This is a genomic window from Leisingera sp., assembly GCF_982940295.1.
The window spans coordinates 146370-170625 of sequence record NZ_CEYXRG010000006.1; the positions used below are offsets into that span (position 1 = coordinate 146370).

The 24256-nt window shown below is 64.3% G+C and carries 26 protein-coding genes and 1 other RNA gene; 7 read left to right on the forward strand and 20 right to left on the reverse strand.

Annotated features, from left to right (window positions below):
- The first annotated feature begins 71 nt into the window (after positions 1-71).
- Positions 72-1847 (forward strand): SLC13 family permease, encoded by a 1776-nt coding sequence (locus AC4HIX_RS07985; RefSeq protein ID WP_490398584.1) that lies wholly within the window; start codon positions 72-74, stop codon positions 1845-1847.
- Between the two features lie 287 nt (positions 1848-2134).
- Here the strand turns inward: AC4HIX_RS07985 and AC4HIX_RS07990 are convergent, their stop codons facing one another.
- The 4 genes from AC4HIX_RS07990 to mgtE form a co-directional block, all read right to left on the reverse strand.
- A complete protein-coding gene (locus AC4HIX_RS07990; RefSeq protein WP_475050979.1) occupies positions 2135-3913 on the reverse strand; it encodes an SLC13 family permease in 1779 nt (592 codons plus the stop codon).
- A 212-nt stretch (positions 3914-4125) separates the two neighbouring features.
- A complete protein-coding gene (locus AC4HIX_RS07995; protein ID WP_490398585.1) occupies positions 4126-4938 on the reverse strand; it encodes a TIGR00282 family metallophosphoesterase in 813 nt (270 codons plus the stop codon).
- A 113-nt stretch (positions 4939-5051) separates the two neighbouring features.
- The gene (locus tag AC4HIX_RS08000) at positions 5052-5615 is read right to left on the reverse strand and encodes a 5-formyltetrahydrofolate cyclo-ligase (protein WP_490398586.1); all 564 of its coding nucleotides are present in this window, start codon (positions 5613-5615) and stop codon (positions 5052-5054) included.
- A gap of 9 nt (positions 5616-5624) precedes the next feature.
- Entirely contained in the window at positions 5625-7013 is a 1389-nt protein-coding gene (gene mgtE, locus AC4HIX_RS08005) for a magnesium transporter (RefSeq protein WP_475050975.1), read from the reverse strand.
- A gap of 145 nt (positions 7014-7158) precedes the next feature.
- Here mgtE and guaD point away from each other — a divergent pair, with 145 nt between their 5' ends.
- Positions 7159-8445: a guanine deaminase gene (gene guaD, locus AC4HIX_RS08010; protein WP_490398587.1), complete on the forward strand. Its 1287-nt coding sequence runs from the start codon at positions 7159-7161 to the stop codon at positions 8443-8445.
- Positions 8446-8509: 64 nt separating this feature from the next.
- Here the strand turns inward: guaD and AC4HIX_RS08015 are convergent, their stop codons facing one another.
- From AC4HIX_RS08015 to AC4HIX_RS08025, 3 genes are all read right to left on the reverse strand, one after another.
- Positions 8510-9844, reverse strand: coding sequence for an 8-oxoguanine deaminase (locus AC4HIX_RS08015; protein ID WP_490398588.1), 1335 nt, complete (start codon positions 9842-9844; stop codon positions 8510-8512).
- A 118-nt stretch (positions 9845-9962) separates the two neighbouring features.
- A complete protein-coding gene (gene hisN, locus AC4HIX_RS08020; protein ID WP_490398589.1) occupies positions 9963-10754 on the reverse strand; it encodes a histidinol-phosphatase in 792 nt (263 codons plus the stop codon).
- Positions 10755-10852: 98 nt separating this feature from the next.
- Positions 10853-11224, reverse strand: coding sequence for a helix-turn-helix domain-containing protein (locus AC4HIX_RS08025; protein WP_039168241.1), 372 nt, complete (start codon positions 11222-11224; stop codon positions 10853-10855).
- 352 nt (positions 11225-11576) lie between these two features.
- Here AC4HIX_RS08025 and AC4HIX_RS08030 point away from each other — a divergent pair, with 352 nt between their 5' ends.
- Positions 11577-12545, forward strand: a complete 969-nt coding sequence (locus AC4HIX_RS08030; RefSeq protein ID WP_490398590.1) for an NADPH:quinone oxidoreductase family protein — start codon at positions 11577-11579, stop codon at positions 12543-12545.
- 232 nt (positions 12546-12777) lie between these two features.
- On the opposite strand, the gene AC4HIX_RS08035 is transcribed toward AC4HIX_RS08030, so the two are convergent.
- Positions 12778-13659 carry a LysR family transcriptional regulator gene (locus tag AC4HIX_RS08035; protein WP_475050966.1) on the reverse strand — a complete coding sequence of 294 codons (882 nt, stop codon included), beginning with the start codon at positions 13657-13659 and terminating at the stop codon, positions 12778-12780.
- 125 nt (positions 13660-13784) lie between these two features.
- Here AC4HIX_RS08035 and AC4HIX_RS08040 point away from each other — a divergent pair, with 125 nt between their 5' ends.
- From AC4HIX_RS08040 to AC4HIX_RS08050, 3 genes are all read left to right on the forward strand, one after another.
- A complete protein-coding gene (locus AC4HIX_RS08040; RefSeq protein WP_490398591.1) occupies positions 13785-14006 on the forward strand; it encodes a DUF1127 domain-containing protein in 222 nt (73 codons plus the stop codon).
- Positions 14007-14202: 196 nt separating this feature from the next.
- The gene (locus tag AC4HIX_RS08045) at positions 14203-14979 is read left to right on the forward strand and encodes a Bax inhibitor-1/YccA family protein (RefSeq protein WP_027238195.1); all 777 of its coding nucleotides are present in this window, start codon (positions 14203-14205) and stop codon (positions 14977-14979) included.
- A gap of 85 nt (positions 14980-15064) precedes the next feature.
- On the forward strand, positions 15065-15538 hold the full coding sequence (locus tag AC4HIX_RS08050) for a GNAT family N-acetyltransferase (RefSeq protein ID WP_490398592.1): 474 nt from the start codon (positions 15065-15067) through the stop codon (positions 15536-15538).
- 28 nt (positions 15539-15566) lie between these two features.
- Here AC4HIX_RS08050 and AC4HIX_RS08055 read toward each other — a convergent pair whose 3' ends face one another.
- From AC4HIX_RS08055 to gatC, 7 genes are all read right to left on the reverse strand, one after another.
- A complete protein-coding gene (locus AC4HIX_RS08055) occupies positions 15567-15998 on the reverse strand; it encodes a hypothetical protein (protein ID WP_490398593.1) in 432 nt (143 codons plus the stop codon).
- Positions 15999-16209: 211 nt separating this feature from the next.
- Entirely contained in the window at positions 16210-16377 is a 168-nt protein-coding gene (gene rpmG, locus AC4HIX_RS08060; RefSeq protein WP_008554190.1) for a 50S ribosomal protein L33, read from the reverse strand.
- 119 nt (positions 16378-16496) lie between these two features.
- Positions 16497-16931: RNase P RNA component class A (gene rnpB, locus AC4HIX_RS08065), an RNA gene on the reverse strand.
- Positions 16932-17117: 186 nt separating this feature from the next.
- On the reverse strand, positions 17118-17807 hold the full coding sequence (locus AC4HIX_RS08070) for an N-acetylmuramoyl-L-alanine amidase (protein WP_490398594.1): 690 nt from the start codon (positions 17805-17807) through the stop codon (positions 17118-17120).
- Positions 17807-18562: a hypothetical protein gene (locus AC4HIX_RS08075; protein WP_490398595.1), complete on the reverse strand. Its 756-nt coding sequence runs from the start codon at positions 18560-18562 to the stop codon at positions 17807-17809. The genes AC4HIX_RS08070 and AC4HIX_RS08075 overlap by 1 nt, the downstream gene beginning before the upstream one ends.
- Positions 18563-18603: 41 nt before the next feature.
- Positions 18604-20091, reverse strand: a complete 1488-nt coding sequence (gene gatA / locus AC4HIX_RS08080) for an Asp-tRNA(Asn)/Glu-tRNA(Gln) amidotransferase subunit GatA (protein WP_490398596.1) — start codon at positions 20089-20091, stop codon at positions 18604-18606.
- A gap of 5 nt (positions 20092-20096) precedes the next feature.
- On the reverse strand, positions 20097-20384 hold the full coding sequence (gene gatC, locus AC4HIX_RS08085; RefSeq protein WP_222478346.1) for an Asp-tRNA(Asn)/Glu-tRNA(Gln) amidotransferase subunit GatC: 288 nt from the start codon (positions 20382-20384) through the stop codon (positions 20097-20099).
- Positions 20385-20558: 174 nt separating this feature from the next.
- On the opposite strand from gatC, the gene AC4HIX_RS08090 reads away from it, so the two are divergent.
- A complete protein-coding gene (locus tag AC4HIX_RS08090) occupies positions 20559-21251 on the forward strand; it encodes a metal-dependent hydrolase (RefSeq protein WP_490398597.1) in 693 nt (230 codons plus the stop codon).
- Between the two features lie 105 nt (positions 21252-21356).
- On the opposite strand, the gene AC4HIX_RS08095 is transcribed toward AC4HIX_RS08090, so the two are convergent.
- The 5 genes from AC4HIX_RS08095 to AC4HIX_RS08115 all read right to left on the reverse strand — a co-directional run bounded on the left by AC4HIX_RS08095 (position 21357) and on the right by AC4HIX_RS08115 (position 24228).
- Positions 21357-21980 carry a DNA-3-methyladenine glycosylase I gene (locus AC4HIX_RS08095; RefSeq protein WP_490398598.1) on the reverse strand — a complete coding sequence of 208 codons (624 nt, stop codon included), beginning with the start codon at positions 21978-21980 and terminating at the stop codon, positions 21357-21359.
- Positions 21977-22270, reverse strand: a complete 294-nt coding sequence (locus tag AC4HIX_RS08100) for a YciI family protein (protein WP_475050951.1) — start codon at positions 22268-22270, stop codon at positions 21977-21979. Before AC4HIX_RS08100 ends, AC4HIX_RS08095 begins: the two co-directional genes overlap by 4 nt.
- 21 nt (positions 22271-22291) lie before the next feature.
- Entirely contained in the window at positions 22292-22873 is a 582-nt protein-coding gene (locus AC4HIX_RS08105) for a TetR/AcrR family transcriptional regulator (protein WP_490398599.1), read from the reverse strand.
- Positions 22874-22949: 76 nt separating this feature from the next.
- The gene (locus AC4HIX_RS08110; protein WP_490398600.1) at positions 22950-23774 is read right to left on the reverse strand and encodes an aminoglycoside phosphotransferase family protein; all 825 of its coding nucleotides are present in this window, start codon (positions 23772-23774) and stop codon (positions 22950-22952) included.
- A complete protein-coding gene (locus AC4HIX_RS08115; protein ID WP_490398601.1) occupies positions 23758-24228 on the reverse strand; it encodes a nucleoside deaminase in 471 nt (156 codons plus the stop codon). The genes AC4HIX_RS08110 and AC4HIX_RS08115 overlap by 17 nt, the downstream gene beginning before the upstream one ends.
- Between the last annotated feature and the right edge of the window lie 28 nt (positions 24229-24256).

Sequence of the window (24256 nt, forward strand, 5' to 3'; positions counted from 1 at the left end):
GCGCCTGCTTTCAAGCGCCCCTGCCCCGGCTTCGCCCTTGTTCCCTTGTTTTAAGGGGCTAAGGTGGCGGTATGACATTCGATCAAGCTGTTTTGTTTGCCCTTTTTGGTGCCGTCTTTGGCCTGCTTCTGTGGGGGCGCTGGCGCTATGACCTGGTGGCCTTTGCCGCGCTGATGGCGGGCGTGGTGCTGGGGGTGGTGCCCGCGGGCGAGGCCTTTGCCGGCTTTGGGCATCCTGCGACGCTGGTGGTAGCGCTGGTGCTGATCGTCTCGGCCGGGCTGGTGCGTTCGGGCGCGGTGTTCCTGATCACCCGGACGCTGGTGGATTCTGCCCGCGGCCTGGGCGCCCATATCGCGCTGATGGGCGGGGTTGGCGCGGTGCTGTCGGCCTTCATGAACAATGTGGCGGCGCTGGCGCTGCTGATGCCGGTGGACATCCAGACCGCGCGCAAGGCCGGCCGCGCGCCGGGGCTGAGCCTGATGCCCCTGTCCTTTGCCACCATCCTGGGCGGCATGGCGACGCTGATCGGCACACCGCCCAATATCATCATTGCCGCGATCCGCGAGGAGACGCTGGGCGAGCCGTTCCGGATGTTCGATTTCGCCCCCGTAGGCGGCGCGGCGGCGCTGGCGGGGCTGGCGTTTGTGGCGCTGATCGGCTGGCGGCTGATCCCGGCGCGGGAGAATGCGGCCGGCGCCTCGGAGGCGCAGCTGGCGCCTTATATCGCCGAGCTGACGGTGGGCGAGGAGTCCGATCTCATCGGCAAGCGGCTGGGGGAACTGGATGAAGAGGCCGAGAAAGCGGATGTCGCCATTCTCGGGCTTATCCGTGATGGCAAACGGCGTTACGGGCGGTCCGTCGCAGCCATTCTGCGGGAGGGCGACGCGCTGGTGATCGAAGCCGAACCGGAAGCGCTGGATGAATTCCGCAGCGCGCTGAAGCTGGATTTTGCCGATGCCGCCCGGCAGGAGAAACTGACGGCGGCGGGTGAAGGGCTGGAACTGCTGGAGCTGGTGGTGCCCGAAACCGCGCGCATCCGCGGCCGCAGCGCCCAGGCGATCGGCCTGTCCTGGCGGCAAAGCGCGGTGCTGCTGGGAATTTCCCGGCAAGGCCGCCGGATCACCCACCATATCCGCCAGACCAAGATCGAAGCGGGGGATATCCTGCTGCTCTTGTGCCCGCGGGGGCGCAGCGCCGATGTCGCGGATTGGCTGGGCTGCCTGCCGCTGGCCGCCCGCGGCCTGTCGGTGACGGCAAATGACAAGACCTGGGCCGCGATCGGGCTGTTTGCCGCGGCAGTGGTCGCTGCCTCCGTGGGACTGTTGTACCTGCCTGTGGCGCTGGGTCTGGTTGCGGTGGGATATGTGCTGCTGAAGATCCTGCCGGTGGCGGAAATCTATGACCATGTGGAGTGGCCGGTGGTGGTGCTGCTCGGCTCGATGATCCCGCTGGGCGCGGCCCTTGACGCTTCGGGCGGCACCGCGCTGATTGCCGGAGCGCTGATCACGCTGACAGAGGGGCTGCCGGCCTGGGCGGTGCTGACGGTGCTGATGGTGGTGACCATGACGCTGTCGGATGTGCTGAACAACACTGCCACGGCGATTGTCGCGGCCCCGGTGGGGATCCAGATGGCGGAAACCCTGGGCGTCTCACCCGATCCGTTCCTGATGGCAGTGGCGGTGGCGGCTTCTGCGGCCTTCCTGACCCCTATCGGGCACAAGAACAATACGCTGGTGCTGGGGCCCGGCGGCTACCGCTTTGGCGACTACTGGCGGATGGGCCTGCCGCTGGAAGTGCTGGTCATCGCCGTATCAATCCCGTCCATTCTGATCTTCTGGCCGCTGTGACGAGCGGCGCAAAACTTTTGCTCAAAAGTTTTGTCAAAATCCTTGGCAAGGATTTTGCGGCCGGTTCTGCAGGCTGAGCTGCCTACACGGCACCTGCCAAAGCATGCGATGCCAGCGCGATGGCTGTCGATCCAGCCAAAACAACAAAAAGAAAAACTTTCCTGGTCGCCATGATTACCCCCAATAAAACACTCACCATGTTTCATATGGGGGCAGCGCTGTGAATTTCCCGTAAATATTTGCACGCACGGCGGGACACCGCCGCTTTTGCGTCACTTTGTCCTTGATCAGAGCGGCCAGATGAAGGGGATGATCACCGAGGCCAGCATGCCGACGGTCAGGTTCAGAGGAATGCCGACGCGCAGGAAATCGGTGAATTTATAGCCGCCGGGCCCGTAGACCAGCGTATTGGTCTGATATCCGATCGGAGTCGCAAAGGAGGCCGAAGCCGCGACCATCACCGCCACCACCAGCGGCCGCGGATCGACACCCATGGCCTGCGCCAGGCCAATGGCGATCGGTGTGACGACCACTGCGACCGCGTTGTTGGACACCAGCTCGGTCAGCACCGAGGTCAGCAGGTAGACCGCCCAGACCAGCAGGAACGGCGGCAGCATCGACAGGGCCGGAGCAATGGCGTTGACGATCAGGCTTACGGCGCCGGAGCTTTCCAGTGCCGCACCAATCGCCAGCATCGAGAAGATAAGCGCCAATAGCCGCCCGTCGACAAAGGAAAATGCCTCGTCCGCGTCGATGCAACGGGTAATGAACACCAGCGACACAGACAGCACCGACAGCATCAGGATCGGCGCAACCCCAAAGGCCGCCAGAACCACGATGCTGAACAGCGCCACAACCGCAATCGGCGCGTGGCTGCGGCGGTAGGCGCGCTGGGTCGGCTGAGAGACATCCGCCAGATCCATATCCGACGCCAGGCGCTGGATGTCGGCGGGAGCACCCTCCAGCAGCAGGGTGTCGCCGATCCGGACCACAAGGTCGTCGAGCTGCACGCCGATATTCTGGTTCCGCCGGTGCACTGCCAGCGTATAAACGCCATAGCGGCGGCGCAGGCGCAGGGCGCCAAGCGAGCGGCCGACCATGCGGCAGCCCGGGGTGATCAGCACCTCTACGGTCTGGGTCTCCACCGCGGAGACCTGATCGACCCGCTTCAGCTCCTTGTTGCTTTGCAGGCTCAAAAGCTCGGTCATCCGGGTGCGCAGCACGACACGGTCGCCGACCTGCAGCTCCACACCTTCGAGATTGCGGCGCAGCGAGGCATCGCCGCGGATCACGTCGATCAGCCGCACACCCGGACGTTTGAACAGCTGCACGCCGGTGACTTCGCGGCCGATCAGGTTGCTTTCAGGCGGGATCACGGCCTCGGTGAAGAACTTCATCTTCGATTTGTCGCTTAGCAGCGAGGCCATGCTGTCGCGGGCCGGCAGCAGCCGCGGCGCGATGAAGCGCAAATAGACCATGCCATAGGCAACCAGGATCAGCCCCAGCGGGGTAACTTCAAAAATGGTGAAGGGTTTCAGGCCTTGCGCCCGGGCGACACCGTCCACCAGCAGGTTGGTCGAAGTGCCGATCAGCGTCAGCGTGCCGCCAAGGATCGCCGCATAGCTGAGCGGGATCAGCATCTTGGAGGCCGAGACATTGAGAGTGCGGGCAATCTGGATGAACACCGGGATCATCACCACCACCACCGGGGTATTGGAGACCACGGCCGACGCGGAAACCACAAAGGCCATCAGCAGGCCCACTGCAAGCTTCGGGTTGACCCCCGCCTGCTTCTTGGCTGCCTGGGTGAAAGCATCGAGCGCGCCGGTGCGCACCAGGGCACCCATGATGATGAACATCGCGGCAATGGTCCACGGCGCCGGGTTGGCCAGCACCGGCAGCGCCGCGCTGTAGGGCAGCACGCCGGTGGCCAGCATCGCCGCAACGCCGGTCAGCGCCACCACTTCAGTCGGGTAGGTTTCCCGCAGGAACGCCACAAACATGGCCAGGACAATTGCAAGCGCCAGAAACGCGCTGCCGGTGTCACCAAGTTGGATAAACTGCATGTGCCGTGACTACGCCCATATTGATTAACGCGGGTTTAGCGCGCGGGGCGGCGCGCCGCCATCGCGCAGTCTCCCCGAAACCCTTTGGCGGAGCAAGGATTACCGCATTTACAGCGGCTCCTCCGGCGCCATTCAGGAGAATATGCAGTAAATCCCTTCTTTTCCGGCCGATCCTTCCGCCTTCAAACATCTTCGCGAGGGTTTCATCCCGCTCAGGGCAGCGCTTCCTGCAGCAGCCCGCCGTTGCGCACCATGCGAATCTCTTTGGCCGCACCGGTCCGGTCGTCGGTTTCGACAAAGACACCGGACAGGGTGGCTTCGCCATTTGCCGGGGAAAAGCGTGTCTTCGGCATTCCGGTCAGGAAACGGCGCATCGGTTCGGCCTTGTCCATGCCGATGACCGAATTGTAATCGCCGCACATGCCAGCGTCGGTCAGGTAGCCGGTGCCTTCGGAGAGGATCTGTGCGTCTGCGGTCGGCACATGGGTATGGGTGCCTGCGACCAGCGAGGCGCGGCCATTGCAGAAATGGCCCATCGCCATCTTCTCGGATGTGGCCTCGCAATGCATGTCGACGATCACCGCCTGCGCCAGCCCGCCGCGCGGATGCGCTTTCAGCACCCCCTCGACCGCGCCGAAGGGATCATCGAAGGCGCGTTTCATGAATACCTGGCCCAGCACCTGCACCACCAGCACCTTGCGCCCGCCCGGCGCGTTGAACAGGCGGTAGCCGCGGCCCGGCGCGCCCTTGGCAAAGTTCAGCGGCCGGATGATGCGCGGCTCTTTCTCGATGTACTGCAGCATGTCCTTCTGGTCGAAGGCATGATCGCCGAGCGTCAGGCAGTCGACACCCGCATCCAGCAGCAGTTTGGCGTGCTCTCCGCTCAGCCCCATGCCATTGGAGGCATTTTCGCCGTTCACCACAACAAAATCGAGCCGCCACTCGTCACGCAGCCGCGGCAGGTTTTCGGTGACGGCGCGGCGCCCGGCGCGGCCCATCACATCGCCTAGAAACAGAATTCGCATTGCGGCGTGGTACGCGCTTGCCGGTCTCAGGACAAGGGCCGCGTTGGCCGCGCAAAACTTTTCAAAAAGTTTTGCCAAGATTTTTCGAAAAATCTTGGCTGCCATGCACGATGTCAGCGGTTGAACTGCAGGATACGGCTTTCGGTGACGATCATGTCGAGCGGCTGGTCGGTGGGCTCCAGCGGCAGGTCCTCGGCCTCCTGGGCATCAAAGGCAAAGCCGATCGCCAGCGTCGCCCGCTTGCCGCGCAGCAGTTCCAGCGTGCGGTCATAAAAGCCGCCGCCGTAGCCCAGCCGCCCGCCCCGGGCGTCGAAGGCAACCAGCGGCACAATCAGGATTTCCGGCTCAAAGAAGTCATCCGCCTCGGGCACCATGGCGCCGAACGGGCCTTCGCGCAGCGGCCCATCGGGCTGCCAGCGGCTGAACTGCAGGGGCTGGCCCGCGGCCATGATCACCGGCACGCCGACAGGCCCATGCGCGGCGGCCTCGGCCATCGCGGGCAGCGGGTCGATTTCGGTGCGGATCGGCATGTAGCCCGACAGCGGCACGCCGCGGTAGCCGGCCAGCACCTCCGACAGGTGGCCTGCCGCACCGGGGATGTTGCGGGCGTGCGCCTCCTTGCGGCGGGCGAAGGCAGCCTTGCGGGCGGCGGCCTTGATTTCAGTCAGATCCGTCATGGCGGTCTCCTACAGCAGTACGGCGGCGGCGAGGCCGAGGAAGGCAAAGAAGCCGACCACATCGGTCACCGTGGTCACAAAGGCGCCTGAAGCCAGCGCCGGGTCAATGCCGGCTTTCTCCAGTAGAACCGGGATCACCGTGCCTGCCAGCCCCGCCACGACCAGATTGATCACCATAGCGACCGCAATCACTCCGCCCAGCACCGGCGAGCCGAACCAGGCGATGCCGACAACTGCCATCACCACCGCAAAGATCACCCCGTTGACCAGCCCCACCAGCACCTCACGCCGGATCACCCGCCAGACGTTGGAGCCGGTGAGGTCGCGGGTGGCAATCGCGCGCACCGCCACAGTCAGCGACTGGGTGCCGGCATTGCCGCCCATGGAGGCGACAATCGGCATAAGCACCGCCAGGGCGACGAACTGGGCGATAGTGTCCTCGAAAAGCGCAATCACCAGCGAGGCCAGCACCGCCGTCACCAGGTTGACCGCCAGCCACGGGAAGCGGCGCTTGGTGGTTTCGATCACCTTGTCAGCCAGCGAGCTTTCCTCGCCGACACCGGCCAGGCGCAGGATGTCCTCCTCGTGCTCCTCATCCAGCACGATCATCGCGTCGTCAATGGTGATCACCCCGACCAGGCGGCCCTCGTCATCGACCACCGGGGCCGAAATCAAGTGGTACTGGTTGAAGGCATAGGCGACGTCTTCCTCGTCCTGATCCGCCGGAATGACCTGGAAGGTCTCTTCCAGCAGATCGGTCAGCGGCACCTCGCGCTTGGAGGCCATGATCCGTCCCAGGGTCACATTGCCGACCGGATGCGCGCGCGGGTCAACCACCACCACGTGATAGAATTGTTCCGGCAGATCGTCGGATGCGCGCATGTAATCAATGGCCTGACCGACGTTCCAGTGTTCAGGCGCCATCACCACTTCGCGCTGCATCAGGCGGCCTGCGGAGTTTTCCGGATAGCTCAGCGACTGCTCAACCGCGACCCGGTCGGCGTCTTCCAGCACCTCGAGGATGGCTTCCTGCTGCGGCTCCTCCAGGTCTTCCAGGAGGTCGACTACATCGTCGCTTTCCAGCTCCCGCACCGCCTCGGCCAGAACCGCGGGTTTGAGGATGGAGATCACTTCCTCGCGGATGCTGTCGTCCAGCTCCGAGAGGATTTCGCCGTCGAATTCCCGGTCATAGAGATGGATCAGCCGGGTCCGCTCAGCAGAATCGATCTGCTCCAGAAGGTCGGCGATGTCGGCGGCGTGCAGGTCTTCCAGCAGCTCGGTCAGAGTCTGCTGATCGCCCTGCTCCACCGCTTCCAGGATCTGCGCGACCAGCTTGCGGTCCAGATCATAGGCGTCGTCCTGAGACAGGTCGCCGGAGATGTTGTCGCCGCTGCTCATGTGATGCCCCCGGGATATTTTGTGAGTATTTGCCTGCAAAATAGAAGAAGCCGCTACCGGAAAACAATGACAATGGCATAATCTGTCCGGAGCTGATGCGCGGGTATCCTGCGTTGCGCTGATTTGCAAGGAAAGGGTTGAACGAATGGGCACCGGAGTCATCCTGAAAGGACAGGTGCTGTCCTATACCCGCTCCCCCTTTACCGGCGGCAGCCCGGAAGATGCGGCCCGGCTGCAAGAGACGGTGGCGGTGCAGAACGGGGTGATTACTGGCACCGGCACGCTATCGGAGATGCAGGCGCTGCTGCCGGAGGCTGAGGTGCGCGATCACGGGCAGAATCTGATCCTGGCCGGCTTTGTCGATGCCCATGTGCATTACCCGCAGACCGCGATTATCGCCAGCTGGGGCAAGCGGCTGATCGACTGGCTGAACAGCTATACCTTCCCGGAAGAGATGCGGTTTGCAGACCGGGCCTATGCTGACGAAATCGCCGCGCGCTATCTGGACCTGACCGCATCGCATGGCACCACCACGGTCTGCAGCTATTGCACCATCCATCCCGAGAGCGTGGACGCGTTCTTTACCGCGGCGCAGGCACGCGGGCAGCGGGTGGCGGCTGGCAAGACCTGCATGGACCGCAACGCGCCGGAGGGGCTGCGGGACACGGCGCAGTCGGCCTATGACGACAGCGAGGCGCTGATTGCGCGCTGGCACGGGGTGGACCGATTGGAATACGCCATCACACCGCGGTTCTCCCCCACCTCGACGCCGGAGCAGCTGGAGGCGATGGGCGCGCTTTGGGGCAAGCATCCGGAATGCCTGATGCAGACGCATCTGAGCGAGCAGACCGATGAGATTGCCTGGGTCCGGGAGCTGTTTCCGCAGGCGCGGGATTACCTGGACACCTATGAGGAATTCGGCCTGCTGGGCGCCAAGGGGCTCTACGGCCACGCCATCCATCTGGAGGAGCGCGAGCGGCACCGGCTGCGCGAGTATGGCGCTGCGCTGATCCATTGCCCGACGTCCAACACATTCATCGGATCGGGCCTGTTCGACATGGCCGGGCTGATGGCCGAGGGCCAGCGGATCGGGCTTGCGACCGACACCGGCGGCGGATCGAGCTTTTCGATGCTGCGCACGATGGCGGCGGCTTATGAAATCGGACAGCTGCGCGGTACGCCCCTGCACGCGGCTCAGCTGTTGTGGCTGGCGACCCAAGGGTCTGCCGTGGCGCTGCGGATGGACAGTAAGATCGGCAATATCAAGACAGGCATGGAAGCGGATCTGGTGGTGCTGGACCTGGCCTCGACCCCGGCTATCTCCCAGAGGTCGGAGAGGGCTGAAGATGTCTGGGAAGCAGTGTTCCCGACCATCATGATGGGCGATGACCGGGCCATTTCCGAAGTCTGGATTGGTGGCCGCCGGGTTTAGGAGAGGCGCTGGCGCGCCTCTGCCTCCGGCGGGGATATTTTCAGCCAGATGAAGGACGGATCCTCTACTGCATCAGCCGTTGTGCGAGCTGGCCGTGGCGCTCGATCAGGCGCGGCAGGTCCAGTGTGGTGAGTTCGCCGCCGCGGATGACCTGCTTGCCTTCCACGAACAGGTGTTTGACCTGCGTGGGACCAGCCAGCAGCAAGGCCGCCGGGTCCCAGCTGCCGCTGGAGGCGATGCCGGTGGTGTCCCAGATCGCGATATCCGCCCGCTTGCCGGGTTCCAGGCGGCCGCAATCGGGGCGGCCCAGCACATCGGCGCCGCCGCGGGTGGCGATCTCCAGGGTTTCATAAGCGCTCATCGCGTCCGCACCATTGGCGACCCTTTGCAGCAGCATGGCCTGGCGCGCCTCGGCGCTGAGGCTGGCCATGTCGTTGCTGGCGGAGCCGTCCACCCCCAGCCCGACCGGCACGCCTGCGTCGCGCATCGCGCGCACCGGGGCGATACCGCTGCCAAGGCGGCAGTTGGAACAAGGGCAATGCGCCACGCCCGTGCGCGTTCTGGCAAAAAGATCAATCTCTTGCACGTCGAGCTTGACGCAATGCGCATGCCAGACGTCATCGCCGGTCCACCCGAGCTCCTCGGCATATTGGCCGGGACGGCAGCCGAATTGCGCCTCGGAATAGGCGATGTCCTCGTAGTTTTCGGCCAGGTGAGTGTGCAGCATCACCCCCTTGTCCCGGGCCAGCAGCGCAGCATCGCGCATCAGCTCGCGGCTGACGGAAAAGGGCGAACAGGGCGCCAGGCCGACACGGCACATGGAGCCTTCGGACGGATCATGAAAGGCGTCCACCACCCGGATCATGTCATCGAGAATGGCGCGCTCATCTTCGACCAGGCTGTCGGGCGGCAGGCCGCCGTCGCTTTCGCCAATGCTCATGGCGCCGCGGGTCGGATGGAAGCGCAGGCCCACGTCGCGGGCGGCGTGGATGGTGTCCTCCAGCCGGGAGCCATTGGGATAAAGATACAGGTGGTCGGAGCTGAGGGTGCAGCCCGACAGCGCCAGTTCCGCGAGGCCCAGCTGGGCAGAGACGAACATCTCGTCCGGAGTGAACCGCGCCCAGACCGGATACAGCCGCTGCAGCCAGCCGAACAGCAGCGCGTCCTGCGCGCCCGGCACCGCCCGGGTGAGGTTCTGGTAGAGATGGTGGTGGGTATTGACCAGGCCGGGCGTCACCACGCAGCCGCGGCCCGAGACGGTCTCGCCATTGGTCTCCAGCCCCTGCCCTACCGCGGCAATCCCGCCGTCCCGGATCAGGACATCAGCGCCATGCAGCACACGGCGCGCGTCGTCCATCGTCAGGATGGTATCGGCATTTTGAATCAGGATTTCTGCCATCGTCACACACTCCTTTTGGCAGCCCGCTTCAGTGGAATGTGTGATTGGCCGATGGAAAACGGGCAAAGAACCGGCCTGATGCGCAGAGTACAAGCCAGCGCGGCCGGGTTCAACCCTGTCACGCCTGGCGCAGCAGCTCCAGCGCGGCGGCGTGAATCTGTGAATTGGCCGCAGCGAGGGCGCGGCCGCCCTCATGCGCAGGGTTTCCCTGCCAGTCGGTGACGATGCCGCCCGCCGCCTGGATCAGTGCAATCGGCGCCTGAATGTCATAGGCGTTCAGGCCCGCCTCGATCACCAAGTCCACCTGCCCGGCCGCTACCAGGGCATAAGCATAGCAATCGGTACCATAGCGCGTCAGCTTGGCGCGGGCTGCGACCCGCTCGAACCCAGCCCGTTCCTCGGCAGTACCGACTTCGGGAAAGGTTGTGAAGAGAACAGCGTCTTCAAGTGCCGCGGTGGCGCGGGTCTGCAGAGGCCGTTCGCCCAGCGGACCGGTCATCACCGCAATTTCCGGGCCGCCGCAAAACCGCTCGCCCGTGTAGGGCTGGTCGATCACCCCCAGGAACGGGCCGTTTTCATCCGCCAGCGCAATCAGCACGCCCCAAGTCGGAGTCCCGCTGATGAAGCCGCGGGTGCCGTCGATCGGGTCCAGTACCCAGGTGCGGCCAGAGCTGCCGGGCTCAGCACCGAACTCCTCGCCCAGGATGCCGTCCGCGGGCCGCAGCTCTGCCAGCACAGCGCGCATCGCCTGCTCCGCCGCGCGATCAGCCACGGTGACGGGATCGAACCCGCCTGCCAGCTTGTTTTCAGCGCTTAAGGAGGTGCTGCGGAAATGCGGAAGGATGGCAGAGCGGGCTGCGTCTGCCATCCTGTGTGCAACGTCGAGATCGGAATATGCGGCCTGTGTCATACATGAACGGGTGCCACCCGGCCGGTTTCATTGCAAGCGCAAATCACAGCACCAGGCCGGACTTGCGCAGCAATGGCCGTTCAGGACCCGTCCAGGTTTCAGGCGGCGTCGCTCAGCACCCGCGCCAGTTCAAACAGGCGGCGGCGCTGGTTTTCCGGAATCGCGTAGTAGGACCGCACCAGATCGAGTGCTTCCTTGTCACCCATCAGATCCTCCGGCACAGCGGCCTTTTCGGCCGGGGCTTTGCCCTCTTCCTGGAGGCCCTCGAAGAAGAAGCTCACCGGCACCTCAAGGGCGTCGGAAATATCCCACAGGCGGGACGCGCTGACCCGGTTGGCACCGGTCTCATACTTCTGGATTTGCTGAAATTTGATGCCGACCTGTTCGGCAAGCTGCTGCTGCGTCATGCCGATCAGCCACCGGCGGTGGCGGATGCGCTTTCCCACATGCACGTCAACGGGATGAGCCATGCGTTTCTCCTAGTCTCTAAAATCCGGCCGCAACCCGGACCGCTGCATTCCTATAACCTGTTCTGACGCCTTCAATTCTTGCCCCTGAACAGGTTCCCCATCAGAGCGATCTGAGATCAACCTCTATGCAAAAGTGTACAACCCTTGCGATTGATTGCAAGACTGCCGTCGCCCGCGGCGGGGTTGAGGAGGTCAAGCGCATGATTTCACGTATCATTTTTCTAAACGTTTTATTGCCAAGCGGCTGCCGATCGCGTACCTCCCCAGAAATAGCGAGGTGTGCCCGGGTGCGGAGGCCCGGCAGTGTGGCCCTGCGAATCATTTCTGTTCCCGCAAAAGGTGAGGAGAAACTATGCTGGCTTACCAAGTTTCCGGCTTTGACCGGCAGGCGGCCCTGACCGAAACCGGATGCCCGCCGCCGGGTCCCGGGGAGGCGGCGGTCGCGCTGCGGGCCTGCGGCCTGAACTTTGCCGATCTGCTAATGATGAAAGGCAGTTATCAGGACACGCCGGAGCTGCCCTTCACTTTGGGGCTGGAGGCCGCCGGTGTGGTGACGGCGCTTGGCGATGGGACTGGCGGCTTTGCGATTGGCGACCGGGTGGCGGTGTTCGGCGGCTCCGGGGGACTGGCGGAGGCGGGGGTGTTTGATGCCGCGCGGCTGATCCGCATTCCTGATACGATGAGTTTCGAACATGCCGCGGCGACGCAAATCGCCTACGGCACCAGCCATATGGCGCTGGATCACTGCGCCCGGTTGCAGCCTGGCGAAACACTGCTGGTGACGGGAGCTGCGGGCGGTGTGGGGCTGACCGCAGTTGAGATCGGCAAGCTGATGGGGGCGACAGTGATCGCCCAGGCCCGTGGCCAGGAAAAGCTGGAGGTGGCCGCAGCCGCCGGAGCGGATCATCTGATCGACGCGAGCGAAGACTTGCGCAGCGCGGTCAAGGCGCTTGGCGGCGCCGATGTGGTCTATGACGCTGTGGGCGGCGATGTGTGGAAGGCCGCCTTCCGGTCCGCGAACCCCGGCGCGCGGCTGCTGCCGGTGGGCTTTGCCGGCGGCGAAGTGCCGCAGATCCCGGCCAACCACCTGCTGGTGAAGAACCTGACGGTCATCGGCTTTTACCTGGGCGGTTACATGAAGTTCCGCCCCGAGGCGGTGCGGCGCTCCTTCGAGACGCTGTTTGCCTGGCATGGCGAGGGCCGCATCAAGCCGCACATCAGCCACATTCTGCCCCTGGAACGGGCTGGCGAAGGGCTGGAGCTGCTGCGCAGCCGCAAATCCACTGGCAAAGTCGTGATCACCACCGGCACCAGCAGCTGACGAAAATAACCTGCTGACTGCGGGGCAGCTCCCGCCCGTCGCCGGTGCATCTGGAAATGCACCGCTCCCCTTGGGCCAGGCTCAGCGCCCGCGGCGCTGAGCCTGGCCCAAGGCCGCAAAGGATGCGCTGGCGAAGCCAGGGCGGCCTGCGGGCGCGGGAGCTCCTGCTAGCCAGCCCTGCCTGCCCTTGCCCTGCTAAACGGGCGCAGCACCCTGCCGATGCTTCTGCGGGTCAACTGGCGGCCCGCAGCGGTGCCGACCACAACCCCTGGAACCCCTGACGGACGAATTTGGCCAGCTCCTCAACGTAAGGCGCGCGCACACGTTCAGCCCCGTACAGGTTGATGTGCTGCATCGGCAGGTCCGGCAGACCGCAGCCCTGATCGATCAGCTCCTGATAGCCCGGCTGGGTGCCTTCCAGCAGCACCCCCACGGCGAGATCGGCGCTGACTGTCGCTTCGACCGTGCGGTCGGAGTCGCTGTCGAGCGCCATCTCCCACTCGATCCCGGCCTCATCAAGCGCCGCCGTGGCTACCGGACGGAAGCTGCAGTTGCGGCAGAAGCCGAGCCGCAGGGGCCGCTGCCGCCAGACCGATCCGTCCGGCGCGCCGACCCAGCGCAGCGGCATGCTGTGAATCGTCTCGCCGCCCTCGCCCGCTCCGGTCTCGGTGGTCAGAATAAGATCAAAGGCGCCGCGACCGAACTCGGTCTTGAGGTCGCGGGTGTTGGAAGTGCAGAGGTTCACATTCACCCGCGGGTAGCTGAGGTTGAACCGCTTCAGAACCGTCGGGATCACCGGATGAACCACATCATGCGGCACCCCGAGAAGAACCTCGCCCTCATAGGCCTGATCGGTCAGCCTGCCGATCACCTCGTCGTTCAGCGCGACCATCTTGCGGGCATAGCCCAGCATCTGCTCGCCCTCCGCCGTCAGCGCGATGGTGCGGCCGGAGCGGTCCAGCAGGTCCACTCCCAGCAATTCCTCCAGCCGCTTCAGCTGCATGGAGACGGCCGACTGGGTGAGATGCAGAAAACCTGCCGCCCGGGTCACGCCGCCATTGTCCGCCACCGCCACAAAAGAGCGGAGCGTGGTAATATCGAGATTTCTCACCATCACAACACCTGATGCATTCCATCAAAAACATTCGTTTTCAAAATATGCCACAGGCGCCCATATTCATCAATACAATTGATCACCCAAAAGGGAAGCATCACAAACTTAACTGAAGGACCTTTGCCATGACCCATGCAACAGCCGCCCGCCCCGCCAGCCGCAGCCCCCGGAAACCGCAGCTTTCACTGCTCAGCCGCCTGCGTCTGCTCTGGTCCGTCCGGCGCCAGCGGGACCAGCTGGCAGCGCTGGACGACCGGGCGCTCAAGGACATCGGGCTGACCCGGGCAGACGCCGAGGCCGAAGCCCGCCGCGGGTTCTGGAGCGCGCCGGAGCACTGGCTGCGCTAAGCGGCAGTACCACCCGTATGCCCCTTAACCGGCGGGCCGCTGAACAGCGGCCCGTTTACTCGCTTTTTTCATGCATTTCTTGGTCCGAAATACTTGAACCGCAACGCGCTTCGCCCGATATTTACCGGGAAAGCTGCCGGCCGCGGCTCCATTCGCGCGCGGGCAGCAAGGGAGTAGATTACGGAGACCATTGAGAATGGCACAGTTTGACACCATCCGGTCTGCCGCCGGCGCCCGCGCCGCGCAGATTGATGAGGGCCTGCGCGCCCATATGAACAAAGTCTACGCCACCATGGCGGCAGGCACGTTCATCACCTTCCTGGCCGCCTGGGCAATTGCCGGGCTGGCCGTCACCACCGATCCGGCAAACGCCGTGGCGCAGCTGAGTGCTGACAAGTACCTGACCAATGTCGGCTATGCGCTTTATGCCTCGCCGCTGAAGTGGGTCATCATGTTCGCCCCGCTGGCCTTTGTGTTCGGCATCGGCGCCGCAGCAAACCGCATGTCCGCAGCGGGCGTGCAGCTGCTGTTCTACGTCTTTGCCACCGTGATGGGCCTGTCTATCAGCTCGATCTTCCTGGTCTTCACTGGCGAGAGCATCGTGCAGGTGTTCCTGATCACCTCCATCGCCTTTGCGGGTCTTTCGCTGGTGGGCTACACCACCAAGAAGGACCTGTCCGGCATGGGCGCCTTCCTGATCATGGGCCTGATCGGCCTGATCGTGGCGTCGATCGTGAACATCTTCCTGGCGTCGTCGGCCATGGCGTTTGCGATCTCGGTGATCGGCGTGCTGATCTTTGCGGGCCTCACCGCCTATGACACTCAGCGCATCAAGAACGACTACCTGCAGATGGCCCACGCGGGCGACCAGGAATGGCTGGCGAAGTCCGCGATCATGGGCGCGCTGAGCCTGTACCTGGACTTCATCAACATGTTCATGATGCTGCTCCAGCTGCTTGGCAACCGCGAATAAGCGCACTTCCATACCAGGCACAGCAAGGGGCGGATCGCACAGATCCGCCCCTTCTCGTTTCAACAACAATAACAAGGTTTACCCCGTGAAGATCATTGAGATTCCCGCCACTGAGGCAGAGCGGCTGGTGCCGATGCTGCAGGATTTGCACGCGCTGCACGTCACCCATCAGCCAGAGCACCATATTCCGGCGCCGGGCAGCGGCGGTCTGGCCGAATGGCTGCAGGACTGGCTAAGTGAGGACAACGTCTTTGCACTGGCCGCAGAGAGCCCGCAGGGAACCCTGCTGGGTTATCTGGTCTACGAGTTGCAGGAACGCCCTGCCCTGCCGCTCCGCGCCGCCGAAACGCGCGCCATGCTGCTCCACATCTCGGTCACCGAGGCCTGGCGCAGGATGGGCGTTGGCAAGGCATTGGTCGAGGCAATGAAGGCCCGTGCGCTTGAGGCTGGCGCAACCGTTGTTGCCGCCACCTATGCGCCTTTCAATACCGCCTCAGCGGCGCTGATGCAGGGTATGGGAATGGAGCCGGTGCTGACCCTGGCAGAATGGCGCGCCTAAGGCCCGGTGCTAGCTCAGAGGCCTGATGTCAGGACCCGGTACCGGTGCAGTCGAGTCCAGCCGAGATGGCGATGGTGCCGCGGGTGCTCGACACTTCGCGGATCTCGCCATCCAGCCGGCAGCCGGAAGCATCCGTCACCAGGCCGCGGAAGTCCGCGTCGGCAATATCCGGCAGGCTGGGCACCGCACTATGCTCCGGAACGCTTAGCACAGCCATGCCTGCACTGCCGGAGCGGACCAGGCACAAGGCCAGCTCCCGCCCCTCCATCTGCACGATCCTGTCTACCACCGCGCGGCCCGCGGCCGCAGGGTCCGCAGCAGGACCAGCGGCCGCCAGCCCGGGGGGCAAGCTTTGCGCCGCAACCGCCGGCGGCGGCAGCAGTGCCGCCATTGGTTCGAAAGAACTTGAAACTGGCGTCGCGGCCGCTCCCAGCGCCGCGGCAATCACAAAAGTTTTCACAGCTCATCCACCCGTTTGCTCATTACCCACGAAGGCAAGCCTAGTGCGCAATTGCGGCGGAAAAATGCCGCAGGGGCAAGCGGGTGCGGACAATCAAGGCGGCATTTTCCGGCAATTCTAGACAACGCCCTTAAACCGCTGGGGCCCTTCCAAAAGAAAACGGGCCGCGCCTGGCGCGACCCGTTTCCGGAAATCATCCCGTAAGCAAGGCTTACTTGATTTTGCCTTCCTTGTACTCGACGTGCTTGCGCACAACCGGGTCATACTTACGCACAACCATTTTTTCGGTCATGGTGCGTGCGTTCTTCTTGGTGACATAGAAGTGGCCGGTGCCCGCGCTCGAGTTCAGGCGGATCTTGATGGTGGTCGGCTTCGCCATGGTGCTTCTCCTGCGTCCGAAAAGGCAGGGGCCTCTCGGTAAATTCCTATCTGAAGCCCGGCTTTTACCTGCCCCAGCCCCCAAGTCAATAGGATTCGCCCCTATTCCCCGAGGGATTTATGCACAGAAGGCCTGTAAGCCGGATCCTGTCCCCCCGTGACCGAAATCCCGGGCTCGACGGCCATTCATCTAGGCGGCGCATTGCTGCGCCGCTCAAGCTGCCAACCCGGCCCCTCTCGGCTGAAGCGTACCTAGCGGCGGTTTCCCGGTTGCCCGGGACCTGCCCGCGCGGGGGCCCTATTTGGCATTGCTCCCGGTGGGGCTTGCCGTGCCGCCGCTGTTGCCAGCAGCGCGGTGGGCTCTTACCCCACCGTTTCACCCTTACCCGCGCGGATGCTCCTTTGGCGGACCTCCGGTCCGGCGGGCGGTCTGTTTTCTGTGGCGCTTTCCGTCGGGTTTCCCCGCCCGGGCGTTACCCGGCACCGTTGCTTCATGGAGTCCGGACTTTCCTCGAGGGGGGCTTGCGCACCCCGCGCGGCCGTCCAGCCTTCTGCGCGACTGGAGGCGTAGAAACATCGGCGTGCGGCGTCAAGCGGATAGTGCGGATTAAGGGGCCTTGCCCCTCTTGGCCTGCTGCCAATTCACCCCAGGATATTTCCAGCCAGATGAAGAATGGATCCTTTATTCATCTGGCCCCAAATATCCCGGAGCGCGAGGCAGAGCCTCGCATAATAGCAGACTCAAAGCGCGTCAGCCCCCAGAGGGGCGAAATCCGCGGATGTCAGCGGGCCGCGCGCCCAAGGGCGGAACCGCAAGCGGACGGCGGCCAGAAGCGCCTCATCATCCGCTGCGGCGGTAAAGCCGGCTGCCGCGGCGGACTTGCGGAACAGTTCAAATGAAGGATCCTGCGGCACTTTTCCCTTGCTTGCCGCTGCCGCCAGGCCCTGCCGTGCCAGCCGGTTCCAGTCGAAGCGCGGGCCGGGATCGGACTTGCGCCCCGGTGCCATGCAGGAATGCCCGATCACCCCCGGCGCAGAGATGTCCCAGCGCTGCATCACGCCGTGCATGAGTTTTTCCAGCGCCGCCATTTGCGGCGCGCTGAAGGGGTGCGTGCCGAGGTTGTCGAGTTCGATTCCGATGGAACGGGAGTTGATGTCGTCCTGGCCGCTCCATTCGCCGGCCCCGGCGTGCCAGGCGCGGTGCTCTTCAGCCACCATCTGCCACAGGGTACCGTCGGCCCCGATCAGATAGTGCGCCGAAACCTCGGCCGCCGGGTCGCAGAGCCGCTCAAGCGCGGCCTGTGCACTCCTCATGGCGGTGTAGTGCAAAACGATCAGGGACGGCATCAGACCGTCCCTGCGGGGCCCGAAGTTCGGACTGGGGTGCCAGATGGCGCCCGGCTGGTCAGCCCCGCGCGGGTCCGCCGCCATCAGTTCTGGACGGCCAGCCGGTAAGGTGCCGGGTCCCAGCCGCAGGCATAGCCGTCGCCATCCGGGTCCAGCGCCTTGCGGTCACGCTCCGGGCCGCCGGTTTCGAGGAAGGCGACCTGGGCCTGATCGGGGGAAGCAAATTCTGCGCAGTTGCGCTGGTTGCGGGCCTTCAGGTTGATGCCGGAGCGGCTGTAGACGCGCACGCCCTTTGGGTTGCTGGTGCTGAGAGCATAGCGCACGATGTTGGGCCCTGCCTCCTCCGTGCGCTGCGGCACTGCAACCGGCTGCACCTGCTGGTATTGCGCCCGCTGACGCTCCAGCCGGGCGGCGTCGCTCTCGATCGACTGCCGGGCGGAAACCGCCTGGAAGTCGTTCTCATCAGAGATCCGTGGGCTTCCGGCCAGCTGCGGCGCCGGGTTCGACGGGCTCGCCTGCACCGGCGCAGCACCGGCACCGGCGCTGGAGGCAGCGAGGGCCGCGGCGGTTTCGCGGGCGATGTCCGCGTCGCTGGCAGTGTTGAACGTGCCCGCCGCAGCCGCCGTGGCCGGGCTGCGCGGGGCTGACGCGGCTTGATAGGGTTCCGTCGAAACCCGCGCCGGCGGCACCAGCGGATCGCCATTGATGGTGGTGCCCGCGGCAGGCGCCGGCGCAAAGGGATCGCCGTCGATGCCAGCGGCGCTGTCGGGGAGCTGCGGAGAACAGGCAGCCATAACCAAGAGGCTGCCTGCGGCGGCGTAAGATGCGAATGCGCGCATGGGGTTACCTGTCTGCTCTGCTCAAGTGCTGAGGCAGAGGCTTACCACCATTGCTGCGGCTTGGCTACAAAGCCGGCCGCATTCTCCAGCGCATAGGCAGTGTTCAGCAGATCGCCTTCTTCCCAAGGCTTGCCGATCAGCTGCAGGCCTAGCGGCAGACCCTGCTTGTCGAGCCCTGCCGGCACCGCCACACCCGGCAGGCCTGCCAGGTTCACGGTGACGGTGAAGACGTCGTTCAGGTACATCTGCACCGGATCCGCCTCGGTCATCTCGCCCAGGCCAAAGGCCGCCGACGGGGTGGCCGGGGTCAGGATGGCGTCGACGCCGGCGGCAAAGACGTCCTCAAAATCCTTCTTGATCAGGGTGCGGACGCGGCGGGCGCGGTTGTAATAGGCGTCATAGAAGCCCGCGGACAGCACATAGGTCCCGACCATCACCCGGCGCTGCACCTCGTGGCCGAAGCCTTCAGCGCGGGTTTTCTCGTACATCTCGGTGATGCCGTCGCCCGCTTCCAGCGTGGCGCGGCGGCCGTAGCGGACACCGTCATAGCGCGCGAGGTTCGACGACGCCTCAGCCGGGGCAATCACATAGTAGGCCGGCAGCGCATACTTGGTGTGCGGCAGCGAGATGTCGACGATCTCGGCACCGGCAGCTTTCAGCATCTCGGCGCCATCGGACCACAGCTTCTCGATCTCACCCGGCATGCCGTCCATGCGGTATTCCTTGGGGATACCGATTTTCTTGCCCTTGATGTCGCCGGTCAGCATCGCCTCAAAATCCGGCACCGCCAGTTCGGCGCTGGTCGAATCCTTGGGGTCGTGGCCGCACATGGCTTCCAGCATGATGGCGGCGTCGCGCACCGATTTGGTCATCGGGCCCGCCTGGTCCAGCGAGGAGGCAAAGGCAACGATGCCCCAGCGCGAGCAGCGGCCGTAGGTCGGCTTGATGCCGACGGTGCCGGTGAAGGCGGCGGGCTGGCGGATAGAGCCGCCGGTGTCGGTGCCGGTGGCCGCAAGGCAGAGATCTGCTGCAACGGCAGCGGCAGAGCCGCCGGAGGAGCCGCCCGGGGTCAGCTGAGCGTCATCGTTGCCGCGGCGCCAGGGGCTGACGGCATTGCCGTAGACTGAGGTTTCGTTGGAGGAGCCCATAGCGAACTCATCCATGTTCAGCTTGCCCAGCATCACGGAGCCGGCATCAGCCAGCTTCTGCGAAACGGTGGATTCATACTCCGGCTTGAAACCTTCCAGGATCTTGGAGGCTGCTTGCGAAGGCACGCCCTTGGTGCAGAACAGGTCCTTGATACCGACCGGCAGGCCGCACATCGAAGGCGCATCGCCCGCCTTGATGCGTGCATCCGCAGCCTTGGCGCGCTCCATCGCAATCTCAGGCGTCTTGTGGACGAAAGCATTGAGCGCGTCGGCCGCATCAATGGCCTTGAGGCAGGCCTCGGTCAGCTCGACGGAGGTGGTGTCGCCCTTGCGCAGCGCGTCGCGGGCCTCTGCCAGGCCCAGTTTGTTCAGATCGCTCATGTCTCTCACTCCACGACTTTGGGCACTGCGAAGAAACCTTCGCGGGCATCCGGTGCGTTAGCCAGCACCTTGTCCTGCTGGTTGCCATCGGTGACTTCGTCCGCCCGGCGCTTCAGACGCTGCGGGGTAACCGAGGTCATCGGCTCGACGCCCTCGACATCCACCTCATTCAGCTGCTCGATGAAGCCCAGGATATTGTTGAACTCGTCTGCCAGCGCCGGCAGCGCGTCATCCTCGACCTTGATCCGGGCCAGTTTGGCCACCTTGGCGGCGGTGCTTTGGTCAATCGACATGGAAACCCTCATCTGGTGTTGGATAGGCATTTACCGCCGTGCCGCCTGCGCTGCAAGCCGGCTGGGGCGTGCCGCGCCCGGAAACCGGCGGCCCCCGCATTTCCGGCACGTCCGCATATCATTTTCGCACCAGCCTGTTACGCTGCGCACAACAAAACCGGGAGGAGATAAGAGATGAAGATCATTTGGCTGGGCCACGGCTCGTTTCGCATCGAAGCAAGCGGCCAGGTGCTGCTGGTGGATCCCTGGCTGACCGGCAATCCGGTGCTGCCCGAAAACCAGCATGAGGCGGCGGTTGCGGGCGCCTCGCACATCCTGCTCACCCATGTGCATTTCGACCATGTGGTCGATGTGCTGCCGCTGGCGAAGCGGCTGGAGGTGCCGGTGATCGGCCAGTACGACCTGATGGGGTTGTGGGGCGAGACCGAAGCTGTGCAGACGGTCGGCTTCAACAAGGGCGGCACCGTGGATCTGGACGGGGTGAAGGTTGCGATGGTCCCGGCCTCGCACAGCTCCACCTTCAGCACCCAGGACGGGCTGCGCACCGGCGGCTCGGAAGTGGGATACATGGTGATGGCAGAGGGCAAGACGGTCTATTTGTCCGGCGACACCGCCATTATGGCGGACATGGACTGGATGGGGGACTATTACAAGCCGGATGTCGGCATCCTGTCCGCCGGCGGCCATTTCACCATGGACATGAAACAGGCGGCCTATGCGGCCAAGCGGTACTTCAACTTCAAAACGGTAATTCCCTGCCACTACAAAAGCTTCCCGGTGCTGGAGCAGGACGCCACGGACCTGATCGAAGGCTTGCCCGGGGTTGAGGTGATCGAGCCGGAGGTGATGAAGGCGATCGAAATCTGAACCGCCAAGACTAGTCGGATGTCTCCCGCCCGGCGCTGGATCTGCAGCGCAGATCCGCGCCCGTTGGGCCGGGCGCCGGGCCTGGCGGCCCGGCGCGGCAGTGCCTCAATCTTGGGCTTTCAGCTCCGGCACGGAAAAGGCTTTGCGCGCTGCCGCGGCCCTATCGCGGCAGATGCAGCCGTGCGCGTGGTCGTTGATCAGCCCCATCGCCTGCATGAAGGCAAAGGCGGTGGTGGGGCCGACAAAATTCCAGCCGCGTTTCTTCAGCGCCTTCGAGAGCGCCACCGATTCCGGGCTGAAGGAGGCGGTCTGCGGCTCTGGCAGGTTGTCCGGCGCAGGCTCAAAACTCCAGAAAAACGCCGCCAGCGAGCCCGCCTCTTCCACCAGTTCCTGGGCCCGGGCGGCGTTATTGATCACCGCCTCGATCTTGCCGCGATGGCGGATGATGCCCTTGTCCTGCAAGAGCCGCTCCACGTCCGCTGGGCCGAATTTCGCCATCTCGTTGAAGTCGAACCCGGAAAAGGCAGCGCGGAAGTTCTCGCGTTTGTCCAGAATGGTGCGCCAGCTGAGGCCGGACTGGAAGCTTTCCAGGCAGACCTTCTCGAACAGGCGGATGTCGCCGCCCACCGGATAGCCCCATTCCTCGTCGTGGTAGCGCAGGAAGTCCGGGGCCGAGGCGCTCCAGGCGCAACGGGGATTGCCATCGGCCGCGGTGACGATGCGGCTCATTCGCCGCCCCGCAGGAAATCAAGCCGCGGATCCATCATCGTCGGCGCCACGCCGATGATTTCCGGCTCCACCACACCGCCGGTTACAAAAGGATCCTGCGCGACGCGGGCAGCAAGGTCCTCTTCGCTTTCGCCCACGGCCAAGATCGCTCCGCCTTCGCCATCGGTCATCGACCCGGCAGCAAGGAACACCCCGTCCTCAAATCCCTGCTGGAGCCAGGCCTTGTGGCCCTCCAGAAACTCGGCCAGCCGGTCTTTCTGCGCCGCAAATGTCAGCAGTATGAAATACATGATCGTCTCCTGAGATGTGTATTAGAGGGTGTAATCCTGCGGCAGCTGATCCCGGAGCCAGTCCTGCATCAGCGCCACTTCGCGTTCGATGAAATCCGCGTCGCCGAACGCCTGTGCCAATACCGCCACGCCCTGGCTGCGGGCGAGCAGATGCATCGCCAGGCTGCCGGACCGCGCGCCGCACCCCAGCGCCTGAAACTGCTGGGTGAGCCAGTCCTGAAACAGCGTGAAGAGTGCGGCGGCCTGTCCCTGCGCCGCGTGATTCAGCTTGCCCAGCTCCGCCACCAGCGTGCCAACCGGGCAGCCATAGAGCGCGATCTTGGCCTGATTGGCGATCAGGATACGGATGAAGCAGGTGATCCGCTGCTCCGCAGTACGGCCCTCCGCCTGCCAGCTGTTCAGCAGGGCACGGGCGCTGGCCATCCGGCGCGCGATAACCGCTTCAAGAATCTCATCTTTGGTCTTGAAATGATAATAGAAATTGCCGCGCGAGATACCGACCGCCGCGGCGATATCCGCAAATGATGCCGCCTCGAACCCGCGCTCATAAAACAGCTGGTCCGCGGCCTCAGTGATCCGGTCTTTGGTAGCCGTTTGCGCCATTTCCACACCCTAGGACATTCGACCTAACACTCGCAGCCTAGGACAATTGCCCTAAGCCATCAACTGAAAATATCTGCTAGCCTTCCGCGGCGGTGAGCAGAGCCTCGAGCAAGTCGAGTTCCGGATCAGCCCCCAGCAAGCCGCCGCTGCGCCACGCGATGGAGAGCGCGCATTTTACCGCCGCCCATTGCAGGAGCCGTCTTTGCTCCACGTTGAATTCCTGCGCCCAGAAGTTTGCCAGAAAGGCAATACGCTCCGGCTCCTTCACCAAGTCCAGCGCTCCGCGCGGGTTGCGGAAGGCGTTGGCAAGCTCATAGGTGCGCTCTCCCAGCACCCCCTTGGCATCAAAGGCGCAATAGCCTCGATCGCCTTGGCGGATGTTGTCGTGATGCAGATCACCGTGAAGGGGTCGAACCTCATTAGGCTCAGCCAGCAGCCGACGTGCAAGCGCCTGGCTGTGTACAATGTTTCTGTGCGCGGCATCAGTAACCCCGACTGGAACCGTCAAGGAAAACAGATCCTTGAACCAGTCCTCGAGCCGTGGGTAGCCCGCTGCCGGAACCGGTTTCGCGTGCAGCCCATTTGCGACCCGCACCAGTTCGGCGGCGGCCTCGGCATCCCTGCCGGAACGGCTGAGATCTCCCAGCGGCGGCCCGCCGAGCCATTCTATCAGCGCAGCCGATGCAGTGACCTTGTAAACCCCGGCAGCCGGACCGCCCGCCGCAGAGAGAAACCGGAACCCTTCTGACTCGTTTCGCATCCCGTTAGATCCGTAGAGCTTAAGCACCGCGGGATTGCCGTCGGCGCGACACACCTTCCAAATTGCTGCAAGCGCAGTTTCCTCCACCAGCTCGGGTGCGGAAACATCGAAATCGGCGAGAAGATCAGGCGCTGGGATCATTCCCCTGCCTTTTTTCAGCGAAGAAACCCTTGAGCAGCGCGCTGGCCTCCCCTTCCGCTATGCCCTCGTAAACCTCCGGCGCATGATGCGCCTGCGGGTGGGAGAACACGCAGGCGCCATGGGCCACACCGCCGGACTTGGGGTCGGAGGCACCGTAATAGACGCGGCGGATGCGGGCGGCGGCGATGGCGGCGGCGCACATGGCGCAGGGTTCCAGCGTTACATAAAGGTCGTAGCCGGTCAGCCGCTCGCTGCCCAGGCTCGCGCAGGCCTCGCGGATGGTCAGGATCTCGGCGTGGGCGGTAGGGTCGTTCAGTTCGCGCGTGCGGTTGCCCGCCAGCGCCGCCACCTGCCCGTCCGGCGCGATCAGCGCAGCGCCGACCGGCACCTCGCCGCGCTCCGCTGCCGCCCGCGCCTGCTCCAGCGCCTTATCCATATGCGATTTGAATGCCATGCCCCTTCCTGCCCGCGAATGCCCGCTT